This window comes from Pseudomonas veronii, from assembly GCF_001439695.1.
GTDB lineage: Bacteria > Pseudomonadota > Gammaproteobacteria > Pseudomonadales > Pseudomonadaceae > Aquipseudomonas > Aquipseudomonas veronii.
On sequence record NZ_JYLL01000040.1, the window covers coordinates 1 to 25359 of the forward strand.

The 25359-nt window shown below is 62.0% G+C and carries 27 protein-coding genes; 8 read left to right on the top strand and 19 right to left on the bottom strand.

Annotated features, from left to right (window positions below; genetic code table 11):
* Positions 1 to 214 precede the first annotated feature (214 nt).
* Entirely contained in the window at positions 215 to 976 is a 762-nt protein-coding gene (locus tag TU80_RS28445; RefSeq protein WP_046381935.1) for a YdcF family protein, read from the bottom strand.
* A 107-nt stretch (positions 977 to 1083) separates the two neighbouring features.
* Complete coding sequence (locus tag TU80_RS28450; protein WP_046381934.1) at positions 1084 to 1401, bottom strand: hypothetical protein; 318 nt, start codon at positions 1399 to 1401, stop codon at positions 1084 to 1086.
* Positions 1402 to 1663: 262 nt separating this feature from the next.
* Between TU80_RS28450 and leuS the strand changes: the two genes are divergently transcribed.
* The 5 genes from leuS to TU80_RS28475 all read left to right on the top strand — a co-directional run bounded on the left by leuS (position 1664) and on the right by TU80_RS28475 (position 7754).
* Positions 1664 to 4270 carry a leucine--tRNA ligase gene (gene leuS / locus TU80_RS28455; protein ID WP_046381933.1) on the top strand — a complete coding sequence of 869 codons (2607 nt, stop codon included), beginning with the start codon at positions 1664 to 1666 and terminating at the stop codon, positions 4268 to 4270.
* An 89-nt stretch (positions 4271 to 4359) separates the two neighbouring features.
* On the top strand, positions 4360 to 4965 hold the full coding sequence (locus TU80_RS28460) for an LPS-assembly lipoprotein LptE (protein WP_017848334.1): 606 nt from the start codon (positions 4360 to 4362) through the stop codon (positions 4963 to 4965).
* A gap of 39 nt (positions 4966 to 5004) precedes the next feature.
* Complete coding sequence (gene holA, locus TU80_RS28465; protein ID WP_046381932.1) at positions 5005 to 6042, top strand: DNA polymerase III subunit delta; 1038 nt, start codon at positions 5005 to 5007, stop codon at positions 6040 to 6042.
* A 160-nt stretch (positions 6043 to 6202) separates the two neighbouring features.
* Positions 6203 to 6367, top strand: coding sequence for an alternative ribosome rescue factor ArfA (arfA, locus tag TU80_RS28470; protein ID WP_003176285.1), 165 nt, complete (start codon positions 6203 to 6205; stop codon positions 6365 to 6367).
* A 61-nt stretch (positions 6368 to 6428) separates the two neighbouring features.
* On the top strand, positions 6429 to 7754 hold the full coding sequence (locus TU80_RS28475) for a lytic murein transglycosylase (RefSeq protein ID WP_046381931.1): 1326 nt from the start codon (positions 6429 to 6431) through the stop codon (positions 7752 to 7754).
* Positions 7755 to 7883: 129 nt separating this feature from the next.
* On the opposite strand, the gene TU80_RS28480 is transcribed toward TU80_RS28475, so the two are convergent.
* From TU80_RS28480 to TU80_RS28540, 13 genes are all read right to left on the bottom strand, one after another.
* Positions 7884 to 8816 (bottom strand): S66 peptidase family protein, encoded by a 933-nt coding sequence (locus TU80_RS28480; protein WP_057005929.1) that lies wholly within the window; start codon positions 8814 to 8816, stop codon positions 7884 to 7886.
* Between the two features lie 151 nt (positions 8817 to 8967).
* The gene (gene lipA, locus TU80_RS28485) at positions 8968 to 9969 is read right to left on the bottom strand and encodes a lipoyl synthase (RefSeq protein ID WP_169796398.1); all 1002 of its coding nucleotides are present in this window, start codon (positions 9967 to 9969) and stop codon (positions 8968 to 8970) included.
* Between the two features lie 26 nt (positions 9970 to 9995).
* Positions 9996 to 10643 (bottom strand): lipoyl(octanoyl) transferase LipB, encoded by a 648-nt coding sequence (lipB, locus tag TU80_RS28490; protein ID WP_057005931.1) that lies wholly within the window; start codon positions 10641 to 10643, stop codon positions 9996 to 9998.
* Complete coding sequence (locus tag TU80_RS28495; protein WP_017848340.1) at positions 10643 to 10918, bottom strand: DUF493 domain-containing protein; 276 nt, start codon at positions 10916 to 10918, stop codon at positions 10643 to 10645. Before TU80_RS28495 ends, lipB begins: the two co-directional genes overlap by 1 nt.
* A gap of 85 nt (positions 10919 to 11003) precedes the next feature.
* A complete protein-coding gene (locus tag TU80_RS28500) occupies positions 11004 to 12161 on the bottom strand; it encodes a D-alanyl-D-alanine carboxypeptidase family protein (RefSeq protein ID WP_046381929.1) in 1158 nt (385 codons plus the stop codon).
* 183 nt (positions 12162 to 12344) lie between these two features.
* On the bottom strand, positions 12345 to 13343 hold the full coding sequence (locus tag TU80_RS28505; protein ID WP_017848342.1) for a septal ring lytic transglycosylase RlpA family protein: 999 nt from the start codon (positions 13341 to 13343) through the stop codon (positions 12345 to 12347).
* Positions 13343 to 14353 carry a lytic murein transglycosylase B gene (gene mltB, locus TU80_RS28510; protein WP_046381928.1) on the bottom strand — a complete coding sequence of 337 codons (1011 nt, stop codon included), beginning with the start codon at positions 14351 to 14353 and terminating at the stop codon, positions 13343 to 13345. The genes TU80_RS28505 and mltB overlap by 1 nt, the downstream gene beginning before the upstream one ends.
* 17 nt (positions 14354 to 14370) lie before the next feature.
* Positions 14371 to 15474, bottom strand: coding sequence for a rod shape-determining protein RodA (gene rodA / locus TU80_RS28515; protein WP_017848344.1), 1104 nt, complete (start codon positions 15472 to 15474; stop codon positions 14371 to 14373).
* Positions 15475 to 15505: 31 nt separating this feature from the next.
* Positions 15506 to 17404 (bottom strand): penicillin-binding protein 2, encoded by a 1899-nt coding sequence (gene mrdA / locus TU80_RS28520; RefSeq protein ID WP_057005932.1) that lies wholly within the window; start codon positions 17402 to 17404, stop codon positions 15506 to 15508.
* A gap of 15 nt (positions 17405 to 17419) precedes the next feature.
* A complete protein-coding gene (rlmH, locus tag TU80_RS28525) occupies positions 17420 to 17887 on the bottom strand; it encodes a 23S rRNA (pseudouridine(1915)-N(3))-methyltransferase RlmH (RefSeq protein WP_003176297.1) in 468 nt (155 codons plus the stop codon).
* 9 nt (positions 17888 to 17896) lie between these two features.
* Positions 17897 to 18391 carry a ribosome silencing factor gene (rsfS, locus tag TU80_RS28530; protein ID WP_003176298.1) on the bottom strand — a complete coding sequence of 165 codons (495 nt, stop codon included), beginning with the start codon at positions 18389 to 18391 and terminating at the stop codon, positions 17897 to 17899.
* A gap of 69 nt (positions 18392 to 18460) precedes the next feature.
* Positions 18461 to 19105, bottom strand: a complete 645-nt coding sequence (gene nadD, locus TU80_RS28535) for a nicotinate-nucleotide adenylyltransferase (protein ID WP_017848346.1) — start codon at positions 19103 to 19105, stop codon at positions 18461 to 18463.
* Complete coding sequence (locus TU80_RS28540) at positions 19105 to 20370, bottom strand: glutamate-5-semialdehyde dehydrogenase (protein WP_046381926.1); 1266 nt, start codon at positions 20368 to 20370, stop codon at positions 19105 to 19107. Before TU80_RS28540 ends, nadD begins: the two co-directional genes overlap by 1 nt.
* Before the next feature lie 174 nt (positions 20371 to 20544).
* Between TU80_RS28540 and TU80_RS28545 the strand changes: the two genes are divergently transcribed.
* Positions 20545 to 21228 (top strand): DNA-3-methyladenine glycosylase, encoded by a 684-nt coding sequence (locus tag TU80_RS28545; protein ID WP_046381925.1) that lies wholly within the window; start codon positions 20545 to 20547, stop codon positions 21226 to 21228.
* Positions 21229 to 21253: 25 nt separating this feature from the next.
* Positions 21254 to 22570, top strand: coding sequence for a bifunctional DedA family/phosphatase PAP2 family protein (locus tag TU80_RS28550; protein ID WP_057005933.1), 1317 nt, complete (start codon positions 21254 to 21256; stop codon positions 22568 to 22570).
* Here the strand turns inward: TU80_RS28550 and TU80_RS28555 are convergent.
* The 4 genes from TU80_RS28555 to TU80_RS28570 all read right to left on the bottom strand — a co-directional run bounded on the left by TU80_RS28555 (position 22564) and on the right by TU80_RS28570 (position 24569).
* Entirely contained in the window at positions 22564 to 22779 is a 216-nt protein-coding gene (locus TU80_RS28555; protein WP_026140195.1) for a hypothetical protein, read from the bottom strand. The two genes, TU80_RS28550 and TU80_RS28555, sit on opposite strands and share 7 nt — an antisense overlap.
* Positions 22780 to 22881: 102 nt before the next feature.
* Positions 22882 to 23472 (bottom strand): LON peptidase substrate-binding domain-containing protein, encoded by a 591-nt coding sequence (locus TU80_RS28560; RefSeq protein WP_017848351.1) that lies wholly within the window; start codon positions 23470 to 23472, stop codon positions 22882 to 22884.
* Positions 23473 to 23493: 21 nt separating this feature from the next.
* Positions 23494 to 24210: an LrgB family protein gene (locus TU80_RS28565; protein WP_017848352.1), complete on the bottom strand. Its 717-nt coding sequence runs from the start codon at positions 24208 to 24210 to the stop codon at positions 23494 to 23496.
* Complete coding sequence (locus TU80_RS28570; RefSeq protein ID WP_017848353.1) at positions 24207 to 24569, bottom strand: CidA/LrgA family protein; 363 nt, start codon at positions 24567 to 24569, stop codon at positions 24207 to 24209. Before TU80_RS28570 ends, TU80_RS28565 begins: the two co-directional genes overlap by 4 nt.
* A 159-nt stretch (positions 24570 to 24728) precedes the next feature.
* Between TU80_RS28570 and TU80_RS28575 the strand changes: the two genes are divergently transcribed.
* The gene (locus tag TU80_RS28575) at positions 24729 to 25184 is read left to right on the top strand and encodes a MaoC family dehydratase (protein ID WP_017848354.1); all 456 of its coding nucleotides are present in this window, start codon (positions 24729 to 24731) and stop codon (positions 25182 to 25184) included.
* Positions 25185 to 25359 lie beyond the last annotated feature (175 nt).

The following is a 25359-nucleotide window of genomic DNA, read 5'->3' on the forward strand; positions in this document are numbered from 1 at the left end:
CAATCTGACTTTTTGGTCCATAGGGGACTCTCGATTCCATGACATGGCCAGTTACCTCCTGGCCATGATTAATACATGTAAACGATGTCTCCGGTTTCAAACGTAAAGGATGTCTCCGGTCTGTACCCCCCGATAGCAGTGTGTCAGTCAGTACATTTGATACTGATACACCGCAATCGGGGGCAAGCCCCCTCCCACATTTTGATTTGCGGTGCTATCGGTAGAACAACCGATACCCCACCTGCCCCACCGCCTCATTGAGCAACTGCCCGCTCTGCCACACCGACTTGAACTCCGGCATCCAACCGCCCAGCGGCCGCGCGTTATCCTCGCCGAGGAAGCCGACCGGCGCCGGCACCACGCTGAAACCGGCTTTTTCAAAGCTCCAGACCGCACGCGGCATATGCCAGGCCTGGGTCACCACCACGACGCGCTTGACCCCCTCGGGCAACAGAATCTCGGCACTCATCTGCGCATTTTCCCAGGTGGTGCGGCTGCGCTCTTCCTTCCAGCGCACCGCCACATCGAAGTCGTCCCGCATCGACACCGCCATCAACTCAGCTTCGCTGGGCGGTGTGCCGTAATGCAAACCGCCGCTGGTCAGCACCGGCAGCCCGGAGGCCTTGGCCAATCGCGCGGCGTAGCGCTGACGCTCCAGCCCGATGCCGGTTGGCTGGTCCGAACCCCAGGCCGGGTCGCCACGCTCGCGCCCCGAACCCAGCACCACAATGGCATCGGCGCGTCGGGCCAGGCTCGACCAGTCCTCCCGGGCCAACGGCGGCGCCGTCTCCAGGGCGCGCGCGCCCCACTCCACCATGATCGGCAGGCTCATCAGCCACATCCCGCCCAGGCCGAGGGCAAAGCAGCAGCCGGCCAGGCGCGGGCGGCTGCGGCGAAACCACCAGGCAAGGGCCAGCAACAGCAAGAGAATGCCGGGCGGCAACAGCAGTTGTTTGATGAAATAACGAATAGGCATCGAGCATCTCCATAGATGCCCGAAGCCTAAGGTGTAACGGGGTTTAGCGACAATCTTTACAAGAACGAAGCAGTGTCAGCGATGATCAGGAAACTAAGGGGCATGTATTACTTGAACCGCACGGACCGATGTTTTTCCGGGCCGCGAGCGGCTGACACATCCTTGAGCCACACCACCTTGGCCGACCGCACGGGCTCGTTGGGCGGCGTGCTCGCCACGCCGGTAAAGGCCGAACGTTCGTTCCTTGCCAGATAAGCCTTGATCAGTTCCAGCTCCGCGTGGCTCAAGCCTCGCAGTTCCAACTCGACGGGCTGCTCATCACGCAATCGACCCGCCGTACTTGCTGCATCCAATGCACGACCCAAACGGTCGATGAGTCCTTGGTACACATCCGGTTTAGATAACATTCGCTGCGATTCCACCATCCCCTCACCTCATTGAAGATAAGACTCACTCCCCAATAAACAGCGTAGCCCCCATGGCTGCGCCTGCCCGGCGCCGCGACAGACGGCCTCGACCGCGCAATCAGGGTTTCCCTCGATAGAGTGGGGTCATGTATGCTACGGCGCTTCCTGTAACTCCACTTCCCGCAGGGTTTGGGCACGGACGCGGCGCTTTATGGTGTCGGCCAGCTCGGACAATGCACCGAAGAGGATTAGGCCACCCCTATTCAGTTCAAAAGTAGCCATGCACGAACAATATCAGCCCCGTGAAATAGAAAATGCCGCCCAAACCTTCTGGGACGAGCAAAAGTCCTTTGAAGTCAGTGAACAGCCGGGCAAGGAGACGTTCTATTGCCTATCGATGTTCCCTTACCCCAGCGGCAAGCTACACATGGGGCACGTGCGTAACTACACCATCGGCGACGTGATTTCCCGTTACCAGCGCATGCAAGGCAAGAATGTCCTGCAACCCATGGGTTGGGACGCCTTCGGCATGCCGGCGGAAAACGCCGCGATGAAGAACAACGTAGCGCCCGCCAAGTGGACCTACGAAAACATCGCCTACATGAAGACCCAGCTGCGCAGCCTGGGCCTGGCGGTGGACTGGTCCCGCGAAGTGACCACCTGCAAGCCGGACTACTATCGCTGGGAACAATGGCTGTTCACCCGCCTGTTCGAAAAAGGCGTGATCTACCGCAAGAACGGTACCGTGAACTGGGACCCGGTCGACCAGACCGTGCTCGCCAACGAGCAGGTGATCGACGGTCGCGGCTGGCGTTCCGGCGCGCTGATCGAAAAGCGCGAAATCCCGATGTACTACTTCAAGATCACCGCCTACGCGGATGAACTCTTGTCGAGCCTCGACGACCTGCCGGGCTGGCCTGAACAGGTCAAGACCATGCAACGCAACTGGATCGGCAAGTCCAAGGGCATGGAAGTGCAGTTCCCGTACAACGTCGATTCGATCGGCGAAGCGGGCACCCTCAAAGTCTTCACCACCCGTCCGGACACCCTGATGGGCGCGACTTACGTCGCCGTGGCCGCGGAACACCCGCTGGCCAGCCAGGCCGCACAGAACAACCCTGAGCTGCAGGCGTTCATCGCCGAATGCAAAGGCGGCAGCGTGGCGGAAGCCGACGTCGCCACCCAGGAGAAAAAAGGCCTGCCGACCGGGCTGTTCGTCGAGCACCCGCTGACTGGCGAAAAATTGCCGGTATGGGTCGCCAACTACGTGCTGATGCACTACGGCGATGGCGCAGTAATGGCTGTGCCGGCCCACGACGAACGCGATTTCGAATTCGCCACCCAGTACAACCTGCCGATCAAATCCGTGGTACGCACCAGCTCGGGCGACACCAACCCGGCCCCGTGGCAAGACGCCTACGGCGAGCACGGTGAATTGATCAACTCCGGCGAGTTCGACGGCCTGGACTTCGCCGGCGCCTTCGACGCCATCGAAGTCGCGCTGATCAAGAAAAACCTCGGTGCCTCGCGCACCCAGTTCCGCCTGCGCGACTGGGGCATCAGCCGCCAGCGTTACTGGGGCTGCCCGATCCCGATCATCCACTGCGAAACCTGCGGTGACGTGCCGGTGCCGGAAGACCAGTTGCCGGTGGTCCTGCCGGAAGACGTGGTGCCGGACGGCGCCGGTTCGCCTTTGGCGCGCATGCCTGAGTTCTACGAGTGCAGCTGCCCGAAATGCGGCCAGCCAGCCAAGCGCGAAACCGACACCATGGACACTTTCGTCGAGTCCTCGTGGTACTACGCCCGTTATGCCTCGCCGCACTACGAGGGTGGCCTGGTCGAGAAATCGGCGGCCGACCACTGGTTGCCGGTGGATCAGTACATCGGCGGTATCGAACACGCCATTCTTCACCTGCTGTACGCGCGCTTCTTCCACAAGCTGATGCGCGACGAAGGCCTGGTCAGTTCCAACGAGCCGTTCAAGAACCTGCTGACCCAGGGCATGGTGATCGCCGAGACGTATTACCGTCGCGAAGCCAATGGCAGCTACACCTGGTTCAACCCGGCGGATGTCGAGCTCGAGCGCGACAGCAAAGCCAAGGTCATCAGCGCCAAGCTGATCGCCGACGGCCTGCCGGTGGAAATCGGTGGCACCGAGAAGATGGCCAAGTCGAAGAACAACGGCGTCGACCCACAGTCGATGATCGACCAGTTCGGCGCCGACACCTGCCGCCTGTTCATGATGTTCGCCTCGCCGCCGGACATGAGCGCCGAATGGTCCGACTCCGGCGTCGAAGGTTCGCACCGTTTCCTCAAGCGCGTCTGGCGCCTGGCCCATGCCCATGTCAGCCAGGGCCTGCCGGGCAAGCTGGATGTGGCCGCCTTGAGCGACGAGCAGAAAGCCATTCGCCGCAGCACCCACCTGGCCATCAAGCAAGCCAGCCAGGATGTGGGCCAGAACCACAAGTTCAACACCGCCATCGCCCAGGTGATGACACTGATGAACGTACTGGAAAAAGCCCCGCAAGCCACCGAACAGGAGCGTGCGCTGGTTCACGAAGGCCTCGAGACGGTCACCCTGCTGCTGGCCCCGATCACGCCGCACATCAGCCACGAACTGTGGCACCGCCTGGGCCACAGCGAAGCCGTCATTGACGCCCGCTGGCCGGTGCAGGATGACAGCGCGCTGGTTCAGGACACGCTGCAACTGGTAATTCAGGTCAACGGCAAACTGCGTGGCCAGATCGACATGCCGGCCAGCGCCAGCCGCGAAGACGTCGAAGCGGCCGCGCGCTGCAACGAGAACGTACTGCGCTTTACCGAAGGCCTGACGATCCGCAAAGTGATCGTCGTGCCGGGTAAACTGGTCAATATCGTCGCCAGCTAAATCGGATCGGGCGCAGGGCTTGAGCGCTGCGCCGAACTAAACCTTCAGGGCCTCGATAAGGCCCGCATGGTTTCAAGGGGAGCAATAAAATGATCAAACGCAATTTGCTGGTGATGGGCCTTGCTGTGCTGCTGAGCGCTTGCGGCTTCCAGCTGCGCGGTACCGGCACCAATGAACTGACCATCAAGGAATTGGACGTCAGCGCCCGCAACGCCTACGGCGAAACCGTTGTGCAACTGCGCGACACCCTGAAAAACAGTGGCGTACACGTCTACACCGGCGCGACCTACAAGCTGTTCCTGGCCGACGAGAAAGAAACCCAGCGTAACCTCAGCTACGCCAGCGCTGGCCGTGCGTCCGATATCGAGCTGATCACTTCGTTGACGTTTGAAATGCAGGGCCGCGACCATCTGCCGTTGATGGGTGACAAGATCGAAGTGCAAAAGGTCGTGAGCCACGATGGCAACAACCTGGTGGGCTCGGACTCGGAAATGACCCAGGTGCGCAAAGAAATGCGTCGTGAGCTGGTCCAACGTGTGATGCTGCGCCTGCAACAGCTGACGCCGGAAAAACTGGAACTGCTGCAACAGACCGCCGACAACAAGGCCAAGGCTGACGCCGACGCCCTGAAAGCCGCGCAAGAGTACGAAAACAACACGCCGAAACAATCGCCTGTTGAAGTCCCTGTAGACTAAGCCAGACGGGGCGCCCCAGGCGCCCCGTTCATCGCGCCTATGAAACTCGCCCCCGCCCAACTCGCCAAACACCTGCAAGGTGCTCTCGCGCCTGTCTATATCGTCAGCGGCGATGACCCGTTGCTGTGCCAGGAAGCGGCAGACGCCATTCGCACCGCCGCGCGCCAGCAAGGCTTCGACGAACGCCAGGTGTTCAGCGCCGACGCCAGTTTCGACTGGGGCACGCTGCTGCAAGCCGGCGCGAGCATGTCGCTGTTTGCCGAAAAACGCCTGCTGGAACTGCGCCTGCCGTCGGGCAAGCCCGGCGACAAGGGCGCGGCGGCCTTCATCGAGTACTGTTCGCGGCCTGCCGAAGACACGGTGTTGCTGATCAGCCTGCCCAAGCTCGACGGCAGCGCGCAGAAAACCAAGTGGGGCAAAGCGCTGGTGGAAGGGGCACAGACCCAGTTCATCCAGATCTGGCCGGTGGACAGCAATCAGTTGCCGCAGTGGATTCGTCAGCGCCTGTCCCAATCGGGGCTGTCGGCCACGCAGGACGCCGTGGAACTGATCGCCGCCCGGGTCGAAGGTAACCTGCTTGCCGCCGCCCAGGAGATCGAAAAGCTCAAGCTGATGGCCGAAGACGGGCAGATCACCGTCGAAACCGTGCAAGGCGCGGTGGCTGACAGCGCGCGTTTTGACGTGTTCGGGCTGGTGGACGCCATCCTCAACGGCGAGCCTGCACACGCCCTGCGCATGCTCGAAGGGTTGCGCGGTGAAGGCGTGGAACCGCCGGTGATTCTCTGGGCGCTGGCTCGCGAGTTGCGGGTACTGGCCAATATTGCGCTGCAATACAGCCAGGGCACGCCGTTGGACAAATGCTTCAGCCAAGCCAGACCGCCGGTCTGGGACAAGCGCAAACCGCTGATGAGCAAAGCCCTGCAGCGGCACTCGGCGCAACGCTGGGCGCAACTGTTGCTCGAAGCCCAGCGCATCGATGCGCAAATCAAGGGCCAGGCAGCGGGTTCGCCGTGGATGAGCCTGAGCCGTTTGTCACTGCTGATGTCTGGCCAGCGCCTGACATTACCTGCCGAATAACCCCCCGCTTAAAAACACCGCAAAACCAATGCGGGACGGGGCAAGCCCCCTCCCACATGTTGGCTGCATTTGTATTTCAAAAAACTTGTCGGGCTTTACAGCGGCCAGACTTCGGCAGATGATTTGCACCGCTGCATCCCACCTGAAGAGAGTAACGACCATGAGCAAAAAGCCATCTAAGCATGGCCCCAACAAGGCCAAATCCATCATCGCCCAGCCACTGTTCCGCAGCCGTCAGGAACGCGCCGGCAAGGGCAAAGGCAGCTACCGCCGCGAAGCCTTCCAGTCTAATAGCTGGGAGGCTTCTTACTTTCTGGCCGCCTGAAGGCAAGCGCCCCTCCGGCATGATAAGGTCAGCACTTGATTTGTAATCCCTGGACCTGTGCATGCCCTCTAGTCTTTCCCGTCGTTGGCACCTTCGCCAATTGATCGCTGCCTCCAGCCTCATTCTGCTTGTCGCCTGCGCGGAAAAACCTACCGCCGCAGATGCTCAACCCTTGCCGACACTGTCGACCGCACCGGTCGTAGCGCCCGCTGTCGTGGCCCCGCTGGCTGTGGATAACCTGGACATCCAGCCCACCCAGACCTTTGCCGAATGGCAGGCCGGTTTCCGTGCGCAAGCCTTGAAGGCCGGCATTACCCCAGCCGTGTTTGATATCGCCTTCGCCAACGTCACCCCGGACATGGCGGTGATCCGCGCCGACCGCAGCCAACCGGAATTTTCCCGCCCGGTGTGGGAATACCTCGACGGCGCCCTGTCGCCAGTACGTGTGCGTAATGGCCAGGCACTATTGGTCAAGTACGCCGACATCCTGCAAAGCATCGAGCAACGTTATGGCGTCGACCGCCAGGCGCTGGTCTCGGTGTGGGGCATGGAAAGTAACTTCGGTCAGTTCCAGGGCAATAACTCGGTGATCCGTTCCCTCGCGACCCTGGCCTACGAAGGCCGGCGCCCGGCCTTTGCCCAGGCGCAATTGCTTGCGGCGCTGCAAATCATCCAGCACGGCGATATCCAGGCCGACCAGATGCGCGGTTCGTGGGCCGGCGCCATGGGCCAGACCCAGTTCATCCCGACCACCTACAACACCCACGCCGTGGACTTCGACGGCGACGGTCGCCGCGACATCTGGAACAGCCCGGCCGACGCCCTCGCCTCCACTGCGCATTACCTGCAAAGCTCCGGCTGGCAGAAAGGCCAGCCGTGGGGTTTCGAAGTCAAACAACTGCCGGCCAACTTCGATTACACCCTGGCCGACGGTGGCGTGCGCAAGACCGTCGCCGACTGGCTGAAGCTGGGCATCCAGCTGCCACCGGGAGCGAGCATGCCGCCTAACGTCGACCAGCTCTCCGCCGCCCTGCTGCTGCCAGCGGGTTACCGTGGCCCGGCGTTCCTGGTGCTGGATAACTTCCGCGCAATCCTCAAGTACAACAACTCGTCGTCCTACGCACTGGCCGTGGGCCTGCTGTCGGAACGGTTCGGCGGAAGTGGTGTGATTCGTGGCGATTGGCCGAAAGATGAACTGCCGCTGAGTCGTTCCCAGCGCATTGACCTGCAGACCGTACTCAGCAGCAATGGCTATGACGCGGGCAACCCGGACGGGATTATCGGCGCCAACACGCGCAAGGCGATCCGTGCGGCGCAACAGTCACTGGGCTGGCCGGCGGATGGTTATCCGACGGTGAAATTGCTGGAGTCGTTGCAGAACCGTTAGATCGGCTTATGGCGACTACCGCTATCGGGGGCAAGCCCCCTCCCACATTTTGACCGCGTACATCCTTTGAAATGCGGTCAAAATGTGGGAGGGAGCTTGCTCCCGATAGCGGTTTAGCAGACGACAGATTCAGCGGTTGAACACCACATCCTGCTCCAACACCACCCGCTGCTCCCCCGCATCCAACCGCACCCGCGCGCCCATCGGCAGCGTCACGTTCGGATCGCAATGCCCACTGCGCCAGCCAGACAGCACCGGAATGCACAGCGGTTCGAAGGTCTGCTTCAGCAGCCGCTCCAGCGCGGTGCTATCCACCCCCGCCACGTCCCCCACCAACACACCCGCTACCTGAGCCAGCTTGCCGGTCAGGCGCAGATGCGTCAGCAAGCGGTCGATGCGGTAGATCGGCTCATTGACGTCTTCGATAAACAGGATGATGCCCTCGGCATCGATTTCGTAGGACGTCCCCATCATGGCCGCGATCATCGACAGGTTGCCGCCGAGCAAGCGCCCACAGGCGATACCGGGCTCGATCGTGGTCAATGGGTAGGCCACCGGGTGCGCCAGCACGCTGCCTGCACCTACCTGGCCACGCAGCATGTTGAACAACGACGACTCGGTGGGTGGCTGCTTGTCGCCGAGCAGGTCGGCATTCAGCATCGGGCCGTGGAAGGTCACAAAACCGGCATAGCGGTTGATTGCCAGGTGCAACGCAGTGATATCACTGTAACCCACGAAAGGCTTGGGGTTGGCGCGCAGCAGGTCGAAGTCCAGGCGGTCCAGCAGGCGGGGCGTGCCGTAGCCGCCGCGCAGGCAGAAGATCGCATCGATATCAGGGTTGGCGAAGGCGGCGTGCAGGTCGCGCAAGCGCACGTCATCGCTGCCGGCCAGGTAGCCGTCGCGTTCATATACTCCGGGGAAGATGCGTAGCTCATAGCCACGGGCGCGCATCCACTGCCCGGCTTTTTCCACGTCCAGCGCGGCAGGGCCGGCGGGTGCGATCAGGCCGATGGTGGCTTCAGAACGCAATGCAGGTACGGCGGCGGCTAGTCGACTGGTCATCCCTGATTCTCCCTATATGACGCGGAACGAAATGTGGGAGGGGGCTTGCCCCCGATAGCACTGAATCAGCCAGTACCTGTAGCGACTGACACACTGCCATCGGGGGCAAGCCCCCTCCCACATTGGATCTGCGGTGTTGCGCAGATCTGTATTACGAAATCAGGCTAGCCTTGACCAGCTTGGCCTGCTCATCGGCGTGGTACGAGGAACGTACCAGCGGGCCCGACGCGACGTTCTTGAAGCCCATCTTGTAACCTTCCTCGGCGAACCAGGCGAAGGTGTCCGGGTGAACGAAACGCTGTACCGGCAAGTGGCTGCGCGATGGTTGCAGGTATTGGCCGAGGGTCAGCATGTCGATGTCGTGCTCGCGCATGCGCTGCATGACTTCGATCACTTCCTCGTCGGTTTCGCCCAGGCCGAGCATCAGGCCGGACTTGGTCGGGATGTGCGGCATCATCTGCTTGAATTTCTGCAGCAGGGTCAGCGACCACTGGTAGTCCGAACCTGGACGCGCCGCCTTGTACAGGCGTGGCACGGTTTCCAGGTTGTGGTTGAACACATCCGGCGGCTCGGCGGCGGTGATTTCCAGCGCGACGTCCATGCGGCCACGGTAGTCCGGCACCAGGGTTTCGAGCATCACGTCCGGCGACAGCTTGCGGATTTCGCGGATGCAGTCGGCAAAGTGCTGGGCACCGCCGTCACGCAGGTCGTCGCGGTCGACAGAAGTAATCACCACGTACTTGAGTTTCAGGTCGGCGATGGCGATGGCCAGGCTTTCCGGCTCGTTGACGTCCAGTGGCTTCGGCCGGCCGTGGCCGACGTCGCAGAACGGGCAACGACGGGTGCAGATGTCACCCATGATCATGAACGTGGCAGTGCCGCCGGAGAAGCATTCGCCCAGGTTCGGGCAGGACGCTTCTTCGCACACGCTGTGCAGCTTGTGCTTGCGCAGCAACGCCTTGATACGGTCGACTTCCGGCGAGACCGGGATACGCACGCGAATCCAGTCAGGTTTTTTCGGCAGTTCGGTGGTCGGGATGATCTTGACCGGGATGCGTGCAACCTTCTCGGCGCCGCGCAGCTTGACGCCGGCTTCCACCTTGGCACGCGGGGCCTGGGCCGGACGTTCGTTGACGTCCAGCGTCGGGATCATGGTTTGCACTGCATCAGTAGTCATAATCAGTCGATTCCGCCCGTAAGGGTCGTCTGCTCAGCATAGTCGAGGTGTTTGACGAGCTGCGCACGCAGCCGGGCACTTACCTCGGCAAATTTAATCGGTGTGGCGTGGTCGCTCAACTGGGTCATCGCCAACCCGGCATAACCGCACGGGTTGATGCGCCGGAACGGCGCCAGGTCCATGTCCACGTTCAACGCCAGACCATGAAACGAACAACCGTGGCGAATGCGCAGCCCCAGGGAAGCGATTTTCGCACCATCCACATACACACCGGGTGCATCGGGCTTGGCCACGGCGCTCACGCCGTAACTGGCCAACAGCTCGATCAGGCAAGCCTCCATACGGTTCACCAGGTCGCGCACGCCAAACCCCAGCTTGCGCACATCCAGCAGCAGATACACCACCAGTTGACCGGGCCCATGGTAAGTCACTTGACCCCCTCGGTCGACCTGCACCACCGGAATATCACCCGGAAGTAGCAGATGCTCGGCCTTGCCGGCCTGGCCCTGGGTGAACACCGGCGGGTGTTCCACCAGCCAGATCTCATCGGGTGCCGAGGTGCCGCGCTCGTTGGTGAAGCGCTGCATCGCGTGCCAGACGGGCTCGTAGTCCATCCGGCCGAGCTCGCGAAAGCCCAGGACCTGTGGCATCACAGCACCATATGTACGAAGCCGGTGGCCCGCAGTTCGCTGTTGATGTCGTAAAGCTGGTCTTGACCGGTCGCAACGATGTGCAACTGGATCGTGGTGTACTTACCGTTGGTGCTCGAACGCTCATCCACACGGTTGTCGTTGATCGTCGCGTGTTTACGCACGATGTCGAGAATCTTGTCCTTGTTGCCCACACCGGTATCGCTGATCACCTTGACGGGATAATCCGTCACCGGGAATTCGATCTTTGGCGCCTTTACTTCTTTATCGGTCATGGCGTAACGGCCTCGTAAGCGTAAGCCGTGGCGACGGGCAAAGCCCCGCGTCGGATCAACACGGGGCTTTGCAGGTGCACACTTATCAGTTGAACAAGCTGTAGAAGAACAGGCGGATGCTATCCCACACGCGGCGGAAGATACCACCCTCGTCGACGGCATCCAGGGCGATCAGGTCGGCACTGTGTACCACTTTATCGTCCAGCTTCACTTCGACCTTGCCGATCACGTCGCCCTTGGCGATTGGCGCAACCAGGTGCGGGTTCATGGTCATGCTGGCCGCGAGCTTTTTCAGCTGGCCTTTAGGCATGGTCAGGGTCAGGTCTTCAGCCAGACCGGCCTTGACTTGCGAGGTTGCGCCTTTCCATACCGGCGCGGTCGCCAGTTCAGCACCCTTCTGATAGAAGGTCTGGGTTTCGAAGAAGCGGAAACCGTAGGTCAGCAGTTTTTGCGTCTCGGCCGCACGGGCCTGCTCGCTGTTGGTGCCGAAGACCACGGCGATCAGGCGCTGGCCATCACGCACGGCGGACGACACCATGCAGTAGCCGGCTTCTTCGGTGTGGCCGGTTTTCAGACCGTCGACGGTCTTGTCGCGCCACAGCAACAGGTTGCGGTTAGGCTGCTTGATGTTGTTCCAGAAGAATTCCTTCTGGGAGTAGATCGCGTAGTGGACCGGGTCGACACGAATGATCGCGCGCGCCAGGATCGCCATGTCGTGAGCCGACGAGTAGTGCTCTGGGTTCGGCAGACCGGTCGGGTTCATGAAGTGACTGTTGGTCATGCCCAGGTCGGCCACGGTTTTGTTCATCATGTCGGCGAACGCGTCTTCGCTGCCGGCGATGTGCTCGGACAGGGCGACGCTGGCGTCGTTACCGGACTGGATGATGATGCCGTGCAGCAGGTCGCTGACCGTCACCTGCGAGCCGACCTTGATGAACATCCGCGAACCACCGGTGCGCCAGGCGTTTTCGCTGACGGTCACCGGGTCGTTTTCGCCGATCTGGCCGCGACGGATTTCCAGGGTCGCGATATAGGCTGTCATCAGCTTGGTCAAGCTGGCGGGCGGCAGGCGCTGGTCACCGTTGTTTTCCACCAGCACGTTGCCACTGGCGGCATCCATGAGGACCCAGGCCTTGGCGGCCAGTTGCGGTGAAGCCGGCACCATTTCAACCGCCCAGGCGGCCGGGGTGATGATCAGCGAGATAAGCAGGCACGTGCGTTTGGCTAAGGTGATGATGTTCATCCGTCTCTCGAAATTACGTATGGAAACTTGCCCTCGCGGGCAAAACTTATTCAGACAGCCCGTTACCGGTCTGTCGCGTGTTCGGTTGCCTGCTCACCCCTTGCCCCTGGGTTTTATTGTTCAACGAGCCAACAACCAGGGCCCAGGCCCGCGCACGGACCTGAACCATCAATCCTTTACGGTTTATTCGGCGCTGACCACGCTGGGTTGCCCCAGGTTGGCCAGGCGCACGCTGTTCTGCACTTGCGCGACCTCGCTCGGCGAACCGATCGGGCCCATACGCACACGGTGCAGGGTCTGTTGATTACGCACGATGGAACTGATGAAGACCGGCGCATTGACCATACTGCTCAGCTTGGACCTTAACAGCTCTGCCGCATCCGGGTTGGCGAAAGCGCCCACCTGCAGGTATTGCCCACCGGCAGCCGAAGCACCCGGTGCGGCGCGAGGCACCACGACCGTGTCGGGCGCGTGCTGTTGCGCGGGTGGCGTCCACTGCTCGATCTTGCCGGTCGAGGCTGTGACTTGCGGTTGCGCGGCTTGCGGCTCGTTGAGCATCAACGGTGCCGGTTTGCCACGCTGGGCCCAGTATTGCGCGGGGTCGATCCCTTCGACCTTGACCCGCGCGGTGCCGGTTTCGGCATAACCGAGTTTCTTCGCGGCGGCGTAGGACAAGTCGATGATCCGGTCCGAATAGAACGGCCCGCGATCGTTGACCCGCAGGATCACCGTGCGGTTGTTGTCCAGGTTGGTCACGCGCACATAGCTGGGCAGCGGCAGGGTCTTGTGGGCCGCGCTCATGCCGTACAGGTCGTAGACCTCGCCATTGGCGGTGTTCTGGCCATGGAACTTGGTCCCGTACCACGACGCCGTGCCCGACTGCACGTAGGTCTTGGAGTCCTGCAGCGGAAAGTAGCTCTTGCCCAGCACGGTATAGGGGTTGGCCTTGTACGGGCCGGTGTGCAGGGTCGGCGTGGCATCCGGGATTTTCGACACGTCGACGTCCCACCACGGCGCACCGTCTTTATGCGCGCGGTTGATGTCCAGCCCCGGCTGGGAACGAATAGCGGTGCCGCCGGACTTTTGCGTCGGCGCGCGACTGGTGGAGCAACTGACAACCAGCAAGGACAACGCGGCAAACGCCACCAGCTTGAGCGGTTTTTTCAACGGCGATGCCCGCATTACTTGTTGCCCCGTGCTTGGACCAGCATGTCAGACAGTTGATGCACGGCCATGGCGTACATCACACTGCGGTTATAACGCGTGATTGCGTAGAAATTCTTCAGGCCCATCCAGTATTCAGGGCCGTTTTCGCCTTCCAGGCGGAAAGCCGTGACCGGCATATCATCGCGCAGCGCATCATGACTTGACCAGCCCAGCGCCCGCAACTCCCCGACCGTCTTGGCCGGCTCGATGCCCTGGGTCAGGCCTTCATCGGCGCGCTCGCCGCTCACGTCGGCACGGCTGACGACCGGTTCGCCGCTCACCCAGCCATGGCGCTTGAAGTAGCTGGCCACGCTGCCGATGGCATCGTCCGGGTTGCTCCAGATATTGATATGGCCGTCGCCGTCAAAATCCACCGCGTAGGCGCGAAAACTGCTCGGCATGAACTGCGGCAAGCCCATCGCACCGGCGTAGGAGCCTTTGAGGGTCAGCGGGTCGACCTGCTCTTCGCGGGCCAGCAGCAGGAATTCACGCAGTTCCTTACGGAAGAATTCAGCGCGGGGCGGGTAATCGAAGCTCAAGGTCGACAAGGCATCGATCACCCGGTAACTGCCGGTATTGCGCCCGTAGAAGGTTTCAATGCCAATGATCGCGACAATCACCTGGGCAGGCACGCCGTATTCCTGCTCGGCGCGGGCCAGCGCGGCTTCGTGCTGGCGCCAGAAGTCCACGCCCCGGGCCACGCGGGCGTCGGTCAGGAACATCGGGCGATAGTCCTTCCACTGCTTCACGCGCTCGGCCGGGCGGGAGATGGCATCGAGGATCGCCTGCTTGCGCTGGGCCTCGCGGAACACGCCCATCAGCTGTTCACCGGCGAAGCCATAGTCACGGGTCATCTCACCGACGAATTCGGCGACCTGAGGTGAGCCATCGTAGTCACCGGCCTGCGCTTCGTGCATGGCGCCCAGCAGCCCGATCAGGCTCATCCAGGACGCATGCCGAGTCGCCCAGCCGCGCAATACTTGCATTGACATCTTCACCTTATTCAAACCTGTGCGATCCATTTGCGATGCGTGTGAATCGACATCAAAACCCCAAACGCTGACATCAATGTCACCAGCGAAGTTCCGCCGTAGCTAATGAACGGCAACGGCACCCCAACCACCGGCAAGAGGCCACTGACCATACCGATGTTGACGAAAACGTAAACAAAAAAAGTCATGGTCAACGAGCCCGCCAGCAATTTGCCGAACAACGTCTGCGCCTGCGCGGTGATCACCAGGCCACGCCCAATCAACAGTAAATAGATCAGCAGCAACGCGCAAATGCCCACCAGGCCGAACTCTTCGCCCATCACCGCAATAATGAAGTCGGTGTGGCTCTCGGGCAAAAAGTCCAGGTGCGACTGGGTGCCCATCAACCAACCCTTGCCAAAGACACCGCCGGAACCGATGGCCGCCTTCGACTGGATGATGTTCCAGCCGGTGCCCAGCGGGTCGCTCTCCGGGTCGAGGAACGTGAGAATCCGCTGCTTCTGGTAGTCATGCATAAAGAAGAACCACATGGCCACGGCCACCGGCACGGCAGCGGCGAGCACGCTGAGAATCCAGCGCCAGCGCAAGCCGCCCATGAACAGCACGAACGCACCGCCCGCCAGGATCAGCAGCGATGTACCGAGGTCCGGCTGGCGCACGATGAGGATGAACGGCACGCCGATCAGGATCAGGCTGATCCCCACATGCTTGAGTTGCGGCGGCAAGGTGCGCTTGGACAGGTACCAGGCGATGGTCGCCGGCATCAGGATCTTCATGAATTCCGACGGCTGGAAGCGAATCACCCCCGGAATGTTGATCCAGCGGGTCGCGCCCATGGCGTTGTGGCCCATCACGTCCACCACCACCAGCAACAACACGCCAGCGACGTACCCCAGCGGCACCCACCGCGCCATGAAACGCGGCTCCAGCTGGGCAATCACCACCATCGACAACAGGCCCAGGCCGAACGACGACGCTTGCTTGATCAGCAGGTCCCAGTTCTTGCCGCTGGCCGAATACAGCACGAACAGACTGCCGGCGGCCAGGGTCAGCAGCAGAATCAACAACGGGCCATCAATGTGCATGCGCTGCAGCAATGTCGCGCGGCGACGCATCACATCCTCACTGGAGAGGATGCGGTCAAAATTACTCTTCACTGGCCGTAACCTCGGTGCTTGAAGGGGGGCCGCCATATTCGGGCTTGAGCTTGCCGTCATCGGTCAACAGCCAGGCATCCATCACTTGACGGACCACCGGCGCGGCGACGCCCGAACCGGACTCGCCGTTCTCGACCATCACGGCGACCACGATCTTCGGGTCGTCCGCCGGAGCGAAGCCGACAAACAGGGCGTGGTCGCGGTGGCGCTCCTGGACTTTGGAACGGTCATATTTTTCGCCTTGCTTGATCGCGACCACCTGGGCCGTACCGCTCTTGCCGGCAATGCGATATTGCGCGCCGGTCGCCGCCTTGCGCGCCGTGCCCCGGGCGCCGTGCATCACCTGCTGCATGCCGTGGTTGACCTTGGTCCAGTCCGACGGGTCACGCAGCACAATGTCCGGGATCGGGTTTTCATCCACCGGCTTTTCGCCTTCGATGGTGCGGGCCAGGTGCGGACGGTTCCAGATGCCTTTGTTGGCCACCAACGCCGTGGCCTGGGCCAGTTGCAGCGGTGTCGCCTGCATATAGCCCTGGCCGATGCCCAGGATCAGAGTCTCGCCGGGGAACCACGCCTGGCGGCGGGTGGCACGCTTCCATTCGCGCGACGGCATCAGGCCTGGGGATTCTTCGAACATGTCCAGGGAGACTTTCTGACCCAACCCGAACTTGCCCATGTAGGCCGACAGGCGATCGATCCCCAGCTTGTGGGCCAGGTCGTAAAAATAGGTGTCGTTGGACCGCATGATCGCGGTGTCCAGGTCGACATAGCCGTCACCGGTGCGGTTCCAGTTACGGTATTTGTGATCGTAATTAGGCAGCATGTAGTAGCCGGGGTCGAACACGCGACTCGACGCCGTGACCACGCCCGCGTCCAGGCCGGCAATCGCTACCGCCGGCTTGATCGTCGAACCCGGCGGATACAGGCCGCGCAACACCCGGTTGAACAGCGGCCGGTCGATGGAATCGCGCAGCTCGGCGTAGGCCTTGAAGCTGATCCCGGTCACGAACAGGTTGGGGTCGAAACTGGGCTGGCTGACCATGGCCAGGACTTCGCCGGTACTCGGGTCCAGCGCCACCACCGCGCCACGGCGCCCGCCCAGGGCCATCTCGGCCGCTTCCTGCAACTTGATGTCCAGGCTCAGCACAATGTCCTTGCCCGGCACCGGATCGGTACGCTTGAGCACCCGCAACACACGGCCGCGGGCGTTGGTCTCGACCTCTTCGTAACCCACCTGGCCGTGCAGCTCGGGCTCGTAGAAACGCTCGATGCCGGTCTTGCCGATATGGTGGGTGCCGCTGTAATTGACCGGATCGAGGCTTTTCAGCTCTTTCTCGTTGATCCGCCCCATATAACCGACGGAGTGCGCGAAGTGCGGCCCCTGCGGGTAATGCCGCACCAACTGCGCCACCACTTCCACGCCCGGCAGGCGGAACTGGTTCACCGCGATCCGGGCGATCTGCTCTTCGGTCAGCTCGAACAGGATCGGCACCGGCTCGAACGGCCGACGCCCCTGTTTCATGCGCTTTTCGAAGATCGCCCGGTCTTCCGGGGTCAGTTGCAGCACGTCGACGATCACATCGAGGACCTGCTGCCAGTCGCCGGAGCGTTCGCGGGTCATGCTCAGGCTGAAGCTGGGCCGGTTATCCGCGACCACCACGCCGTTGCGGTCGAAAATCAGGCCACGGGTCGGCGGAATCGGCTGCACATGCACCCGGTTGTTTTCCGACAGAGTGGAGTGATAGTCGTACTGGATCACCTGCAGGAAATACAGGCGCGCGATCAACACCCCGATCAACGTCACCACCATGATCGCGCCAAAAACCACGCGCGAGCGCACCAGACGTGCGTCTTTCTCGTGGTCCTTGATGCGGATCGGCTGAGTCATCGGGAGGGGCGCAGACTATTTGTGGTAAGGGTGCCCGGACAGAACTGTCCAGGCGCGATACAGCTGTTCACCGATCAGGATCCTTACCAGCGGGTGCGGCAACGTCAGCGCCGACAGCGACCAGCGTTGGTCCGCCCGCGCGCAGACTTCCGGCGCCAGCCCCTCGGGGCCGCCGACCATGAAGTTGACGGTGCGCGAGTCCAGGCGCCAGCGATCCAGTTCCACCGCCAATTGCTCGGTGCTCCAGGGTTTGCCGTGGACTTCGAGGGTGACGATGCGCTCGTTGGGACCGACCTTGGCCAGCATGGCTTCGCCTTCCTGACGGATAAAGCGCGCCACGTCGGCGTTCTTGCCCCGGGTATTGAGCGGAATTTCCACCAGCTCAAGCGACAGCTCGGCGGGCAGACGCTTGGCATATTCATGCCAGCCTTCTTCCACCCACTTGGGCATGCGTGAACCGACAGCGATCAGACGCAGGCGCACAGCCGTTCCTTATTCCTGGTCTTTGTTGAGCTTGTCGAAGTGCGCGTGGCCCACTTCCGGGCTGTGGTGCTTGCCATCAGCCGCACGGCTCTGTTCGGCGCCTTTCCACAGACGCTCCAGGTCGTAGAACTGACGGGCGTTGGAGGTCATCATGTGAACGATCACGTCGTCCATGTCCAGCAGCACCCAGTCGCTGTCGCCCTTGCCTTCTTCACCCAGCGGCTTCACGCCCTGGGCTTTGACGGCTTCGCGCACTTTGTCGAGCATCGCGCCGATCTGGCGGTTGGAGGTACCGGTGGCGATGATCATGAAGTCGGTGATGCTCTGCTTGTCGCGCACGTCCAGCACCTGGATGTCCTGGGCCTTGACGTCTTCCAGGGCCGCCACGGCGACTTTCACCAGTTCTTCGCCAGCCAGTTCCGGGCCAACGTGGGCTTCAACCGGCAGTGGCGCGCTCTTGAAGGTGCCTTTGCGCTTAACTTTGCTTACGTCTTTGTTCGTCATATAAAACTCGTTTTGCTCGTATGTTCGGGCGCTCGCTGCACGACTGTTCGTGCGTTCAAGCGCGCCTTTTCAGTTCGACGCACGGTAAAGCCCGTGCGCATCGATGTAGGCCAGGACCGCGTCAGGCACCAGGAAACGTACCGACTTCCCGCTGGCCAGCAGTTGACGGATCTGGGTGGCGGACACCGCAAGCGGGGTCTGCCAGACGAATGCAATATTCCCGTTCGGCCCGGTCAGGGCCAAGGGGTCACTTACCGACCGCGCGGCCAGCAGGTTGCGCAAGGCATCCGGCGGTTCGCTGTCGGCATCCGGGCGTTGCAAAACCAGGATGTGGCAATGCTGGAGGAGTTCCTCCCAGCGATGCCAAGAGGGCAGGCCGCAAAATGCGTCCCAGCCCAAAAGCAGAAACAACTGGTCGTCCGCGGCCAACTCGGCACGCATCAGTTCCAGGGTGTCGACAGTGTAGGACGGTTTATCGCGCTTGAGCTCGCGGTCGTCCACCACCAGCGGCGGTATGCCAGCTACGGCAAGGCGCACCATTTCCAGGCGCTGCTGCGCTGACACCTGCGGCGTATCGCGGTGCGGCGGCCGGGCATTGGGGGTCAGGCGCAATTCATCCAGCGCGAGGGCATCCGCGACTTCCAGGGCACTGCGCAAATGGCCGATATGCACGGGGTCAAAGGTGCCGCCGAGCAACCCGATGCGTTTACCCATCAAGCGCGCACATGCCCGTCGCCGAACACTACGTACTTCTCGCTGGTCAGGCCTTCCAGGCCAACCGGGCCACGTGCGTGGAGCTTGTCGGTGGAGATACCGATCTCCGCGCCCAGGCCATACTCGAAGCCGTCGGCAAAACGCGTCGAGGCGTTGACCATCACCGAAGCGGAGTCCACTTCGGTGAGGAAACGCCGGGCATCGCTGAAATGCTCGGTAACAATGGCATCGGTGTGCTTGGAGCCGTATTTGTTGATGTGCTCGATGGCCTGATCCAGGTCGTCGACGATGCGGATCGACAGGATCGGCGCCGTGTACTCGGTGTACCAGTCTTGCTCGGTGGCTTCGATCACGTCCGCGCCGAGCAGCGCACGGGTGCGCTCGCAACCGCGCAGTTCCACACCCTTGTCGCGGTAGATGGCAGCCAGCGGCGGCAGCACGCGATCGGCAATGCCGGCGTGCACCAGCAGGGTTTCCATGGTGTTGCACGGGGCGTAACGGTGGGTCTTGGCGTTGTCGGCGATGCGGATCGCCTTGTCGATGTCGGCGGCGATGTCGATGTAAACGTGGCAGACGCCGTCCAGGTGCTTGATCACTGGCACCTTGGCATCACGGCTGACGCGTTCGATCAGGCTCTTGCCACCGCGCGGCACGATCACGTCGACGAATTCCGGCATGGTGATCAGCGCGCCGACGGCGGCGCGGTCGGTGGTTTCCACCACTTGCACCACTTCGGCCGGCAATTCGGCCACGGCCAGGCCCTGCTGGATGCAGGCGGCAATCGCACGGTTGGAGTGGATCGCCTCGGAACCGCCGCGCAGGATGGTGGCGTTGCCAGACTTGAGGCACAGGCTCGCGGCGTCGATGGTCACGTTCGGGCGCGACTCATAGATGATGCCGATCACGCCCAGGGGCACGCGCATCTTGCCGACCTGAATGCCGGACGGCAGGTAACGCATATCGCGGATTTCACCGATGGGGTCAGGCAGCTTGGCTACCTGACGCAGGCCTTCGATCATGTCGTCGATACGCGCCGGGGTCAGCGCCAGGCGGTCGAGCAACGCCGGTTCCAGGCCATTGGCGCGGCCGTTGGCCAGGTCCAGTTCGTTGGCGGCGGTCAACTCGGAGCGCGAAGCATCCAGAGCATCGGCGGCGGCCAGCAAGGCACGGTTTTTCTGCGCGGTGCTCGCACGGGCGATCAACCGCGAGGCCTGACGGGCAGCGCGACCCAGGCGGGTCATGTAGTCAAGAACGGACTCAGTCATGGTCAGGGAGTCTTGGCAAAGAGGAAAGCGGCAGATTATAGCTGTGACGCCGCCCGACTGACAGCGGTGAGGGGCGGATGGTCGAAATGAACTGTAAAAACCTGGGGTTCAGCCGTAATTAAGGTGGGAGTTGTTATTATTCCGTCACATTTAGCCGTATTAACCCTGAAGGCCATGTCGAGTTTCACCCCCCAACTCCCTGCCAGCGCCCTGCCCGACCGCTTCTTCGACCGCGATGCGCAACTGCTTGCGCGGGAATTGCTCGGCAAAATCATCCGTCATCGGGTCGGCGATCTCTGGCTTTCGGCGCGGATTATTGAAACCGAAGCGTATTACGTGGCCGAAAAAGGCAGTCATGCCTCACTGGGCTACACAGAAAAGCGTAAGGCTTTGTTTCTGGATGGCGGTCATATCTATATGTACTACGCCCGTGGCGGCGATTCGCTGAACTTCAGCGCCCAGGGCCCGGGCAATGCAGTATTGATCAAATCCGCCTATCCCTGGGTCGATGAGACCTCCGGCCCGGCCAGTTTGGCGCAGATGCTGCTGAACAACCCGGACGCCAATGGCAGGCCACGCGCCTCGCAGAAGCTCTGCGCCGGCCAGACCTTATTGTGCAAGGCGCTGGGCCTGAAAGTGCCGATGTGGGATGCCAAGCGCTTCGACCAGGAGCGGCTCTATGTAGAAGACGTCGGCCAGGTGCCGACGCACATTATCCAGACCACCCGCCTGGGCATTCCCGGCGGCCGGGACGAACACTTGATGTACCGCTTCGTCGATGCAGGCTATGCGCCTTATTGCACGCGGAACCCGCTGCGCCGGGGCCAGGTCGAAGGCCGCGACTATTTTTTGATTTGAAACGGTGACGAGGGAGTGAAGAATCATGGGCCAATGGCTCGATAGCATCACCGGCTGGCTGACCCTGAACCCCCAATGGCTGGCGGCGGCGGTGTTTATCGTGGCGTGCGTGGAATGCCTGGCCATTGCCGGTTTGATCGTGCCCGGCACCGTGCTGCTGTTCGCCATTGCCGTGCTGGCCGGCAACGGTGCGCTGTCGCTGAGTGAAACCCTGCTGCTGGGTTTTCTCGGCGGCCTGGTGGGCGATGGGGTGTCCTACTTCCTGGGACGCCATTTCCACCAGAACATCCGGCGCCTGCCCGGCCTGCGGCATCACCCTGAATGGATGAACGGCGCCGAGACCTACTTCCACAAGTACGGCATCGCCAGCCTGCTGGTCGGACGTTTCATCGGCCCGTTGCGCCCCATGCTGCCGATGGTGGCTGGCATGTGCGACATGCCGTTCCCACGCTTTGCCCTGGTCAGCATTCTCGCGGCGGCCGGCTGGACAGTCGCGTACCTGCTGCCGGGCTGGGCGACCGGCGCGGCTTTCCGCCTGCCATTGCCGGCGGGGTTCTGGCCCGAGGCGGGAATTGTCGCGGCATGCCTGGCGGTGTTGCTGGGGCTGAGCTTGAACAGCAGCCTGCGCGGCCATCGCCGTGCCACAGGGTGGATAGGTTGCGCCAGCCTGACCCTGTTGATCGCCCTGTTTATCGGCTACCCGCACCTCAACGACTTCGACCAGGGGCTGAGCGCCCTGGTGCAGGAGCATCGCAGCGCCTGGCTGGACGAGACCATGGTGAGGCTCACCCAACTGGGCGAGTTCAAGAAGATGTTTGTCGCCAGCGCCCTGTTCACCGGCCTGCTGTTACTCGCACGCCAATGGCGCCACGCGCTGTTTGTCGGCATCACGCTGGGCGTGGCCGCGGTGATCAATACCGCCACCAAGCTGTTTTTTGCCCGCGGTCGCCCGGAAATCCTCACCGACCCGCTGACCAGCTTCAGCATGCCCAGCGGCCACGCCTCCGGCGCATTCGCGTTTTTCCTGGCGCTGGCGGTATTGGCCGGGCGCGGACAGCCCACGCGCCTGCGCCTGACCTGGCTGCTGCTGGGCTGCATCCCCGCGGCATTCATCGCGTTGTCGCGGGTTTACTTGGGTGCCCACTGGCCCACCGACATCCTCGCCGGAATGCTGCTGGCGATGAGCGTGTGTGCATTGAGCCTGAGCGCAATCCAATACCGCAGCCCGCTGCCGCCGATGTCGCAGAAAGCCTGGTGGCTGGTATTGCCTGCCGTGGTGGCGGTGCTCGGCTTCATCGCCTTCAGCGGCACCTCGCACGCCCTGCTCAGGTATGCCTACTGACCCTTGGCCGGGCCGATCCAATCGATTGGCGCGGTTCGGCGCTCAACGCAACGTTCGCGCCGCTCCAGCAGCATTTCATCGGCAATTTCTGCGGCACGCTCGGCGATGTATTCCGGGCCGCGCTGTGCATCCTGCGCGAGCAGTTGTGAGGTAATGCTGACAAAAAAAGCGTCCCAGGCCGCCTGCTCCGATTGCGCTAGCCGAATCATGTTCATCCCCTGATCAGTGGTTGTGTGATCGGAAACTATTTCAGCCCGCGCAATGGGAGCAACGCAGAAATGTCTGAAAGCAGCACCAGACAATTCTGAAGATCAGGTGAACAGCTCACCTTGCAGTTCATCCAGCAGCCTCTGGATCGCATCCAGCCGTTGTTGCGGATCGTCGAGTTGCAGCAGGTCGATCTTGTCGGCCTCGGTGAACGGCAGCAAATACGCCAATTGATTGCCCAGGGCCTGCTGGCCGTCGGCATCGGCGCCCATGTCCAGCGAGGCCACCATCGGGTGTTCGGCCAGGGCCTGGAGCAAGGCCTGCAGGTCGGCGTCCGCCTCTTCCAGCGCGTGGTCCGGCCGCTCTTCTAGCCATTGCACCTCGGCCACCAGCAACTGGTCCTTCTGCACCTCGGCATCGCGGACACGGAAGCGCCGCCCGCCCTCGACGCGAATGCCCAGCAGGCCGTTATCCTGCTGTTTGAAGTCTCGAATCAGCGCTTCACAGCCGATCAGCGCGTAGCCATCCGGGGCCGCGCCCACCTCTTTGCCGTCGAAAATGCACACCACGCCGAAACTTTCGCCCTTTTTCATGCAGCGGCTGATCATGTCCAGGTAGCGCGCCTCGAACAATTGCAGGTCGAGGGTGCAGCCAGGGAACAGCACGGTGTTGAGCGGGAACAGCGCCAGACTCATAAAGGTTTCCTTAACCCTGGTTCAAACAATCACCGACACGGCCAGCGGCAGGAACACTGCCGTCGCCACGCCCATCAGACTCATGGCCAGCGCCGCAAAGGCGCCGCACTCTTCGCTTTCCTGCAGGGCCACCGACGTGCCGACGGCGTGAGCGGTCATGCCCAGCGCCATACCGCGCGCCTCGGGGCTGTGGACGCCCAGGCGCGACAAGTACGCCGGGCCGATCATTGCCCCGATCACGCCGGTGATCAGCACGAACACCGCGGCCAACGCGGCCACGCCGCCGATCTGCTCGGCCACCAGCATGGCAATCGGCGAGGTCACCGACTTGGGTGCCATGGTCATCAACATCCTGTGTTCGGCACCGAACCACCAGCCCAGCAACACACACAGGCCGGTGGCCAACACACCACCTATCACCAGCGTAGTAAAAATCGGCCAGAACAATTGACGAATCCGGCGCAGGTTCAGATAGAGCGGCACCGCCAGGGCCACAGTCGCCGGGCCCAGCAGGATGCTCATGATCTCGGTGCTCTTGCGGTACTCGGCGTAACTCAGGCCACAGGTGAGCAGCACGCCGATCACCAGCAGCATGGACACCAGCACCGGCTGCAGGAAGATCCAGCGGGTTTTCTCGAAGCCCGCGAGCACCAGTTGATAGGCGCCGAGGGTGATGCCGATGCCGAACAGCGGATGATGAATCACCGCCGCCCATGCGCCTTGCCAGTCGAAGGTCATGATTGCTCCTCCTGCTGCGCCTGGCGCTTGACCAGTTTTTGCATCAGCACGCCGACGAACCCCATGGCGATCACCAGCGACAACACCAAGGCGCCGACGATGGCCCAGAAGTCTGCGGCGATGTCCTTGGCATACACCATCACCCCGACCGCCGGCGGCACCAGCAGCAAGGGCAAGTAACGCAGCAGGCTGCTGGCCGCCAGGCTCAGCGGCTCGCCGACTTCGCCGCGCCACACCAGGTAACCCAGCATCAGCAGCAGACCAATGATCGGCCCCGGCAACACCGGCAGCAGCAAATGGTTGATCGCCGTGCCGATCAATTGAAACAGCACCAGCCATGTCAGACCGCGTAACAGCATCCGTCCTTCCCCCCTCAAGACCCACCCGCATTATAAGCATGCCCGCGCTATGCTCCGGCATTCGCCATAAGCATGGTGGGTTGACCGGGCTGGTTGCCCATGATGATCTAACATGGTTCTCGCACATCAATAAAAACCGATGAACCAAGGAGAGACGCAATGCCCTATGTACCCGTAGCGCAGCTCAAAGATTATGTCGGCAAGGAACTGGGACGTTCCGACTGGCTCACCATCGACCAGGCCCGCATCAACCTGTTCGCAGAAGCCACTGGCGACCATCAGTTCATCCACGTCGACCCGGTCAAGGCCGCGCAAACCCCGTTCGGCAGCACCATCGCCCACGGTTTCCTGTCGCTGTCGCTGATGCCCAAGTTGATGGAAGACATCCTGATCATGCCCGAAGGCCTGAAAATGGCGGTCAACTACGGCTTGGACAGCGTGCGCTTTATCCAGCCGGTGAAGGTCAATTCCAAGGTCCGCCTGAACGTGACCCTCACCGACGTCACCGAGAAAAAACCCGGCCAATGGCTGTTCAAGGCCACCGCCACCCTGGAAATCGAAGGCCAGGAGAAACCCGCTTACATTGCCGAGTCGTTGTCGCTCTGCTTCGTGTAACCGCCTCCTTGTTCCCTGTAGGAGCTGGCTTGCCAGCGAAAAGCCCCCAGACGCCACATTCCCCCTGAATGCTCGCGTTTTCGTTGACCACCTTCGCCGGCAAGCCGGCTCCTACAGGTCATCATTCCCCAACAGACCACTAGGTATGGCTCCTTCGCTGCGGCATACTCGGCGC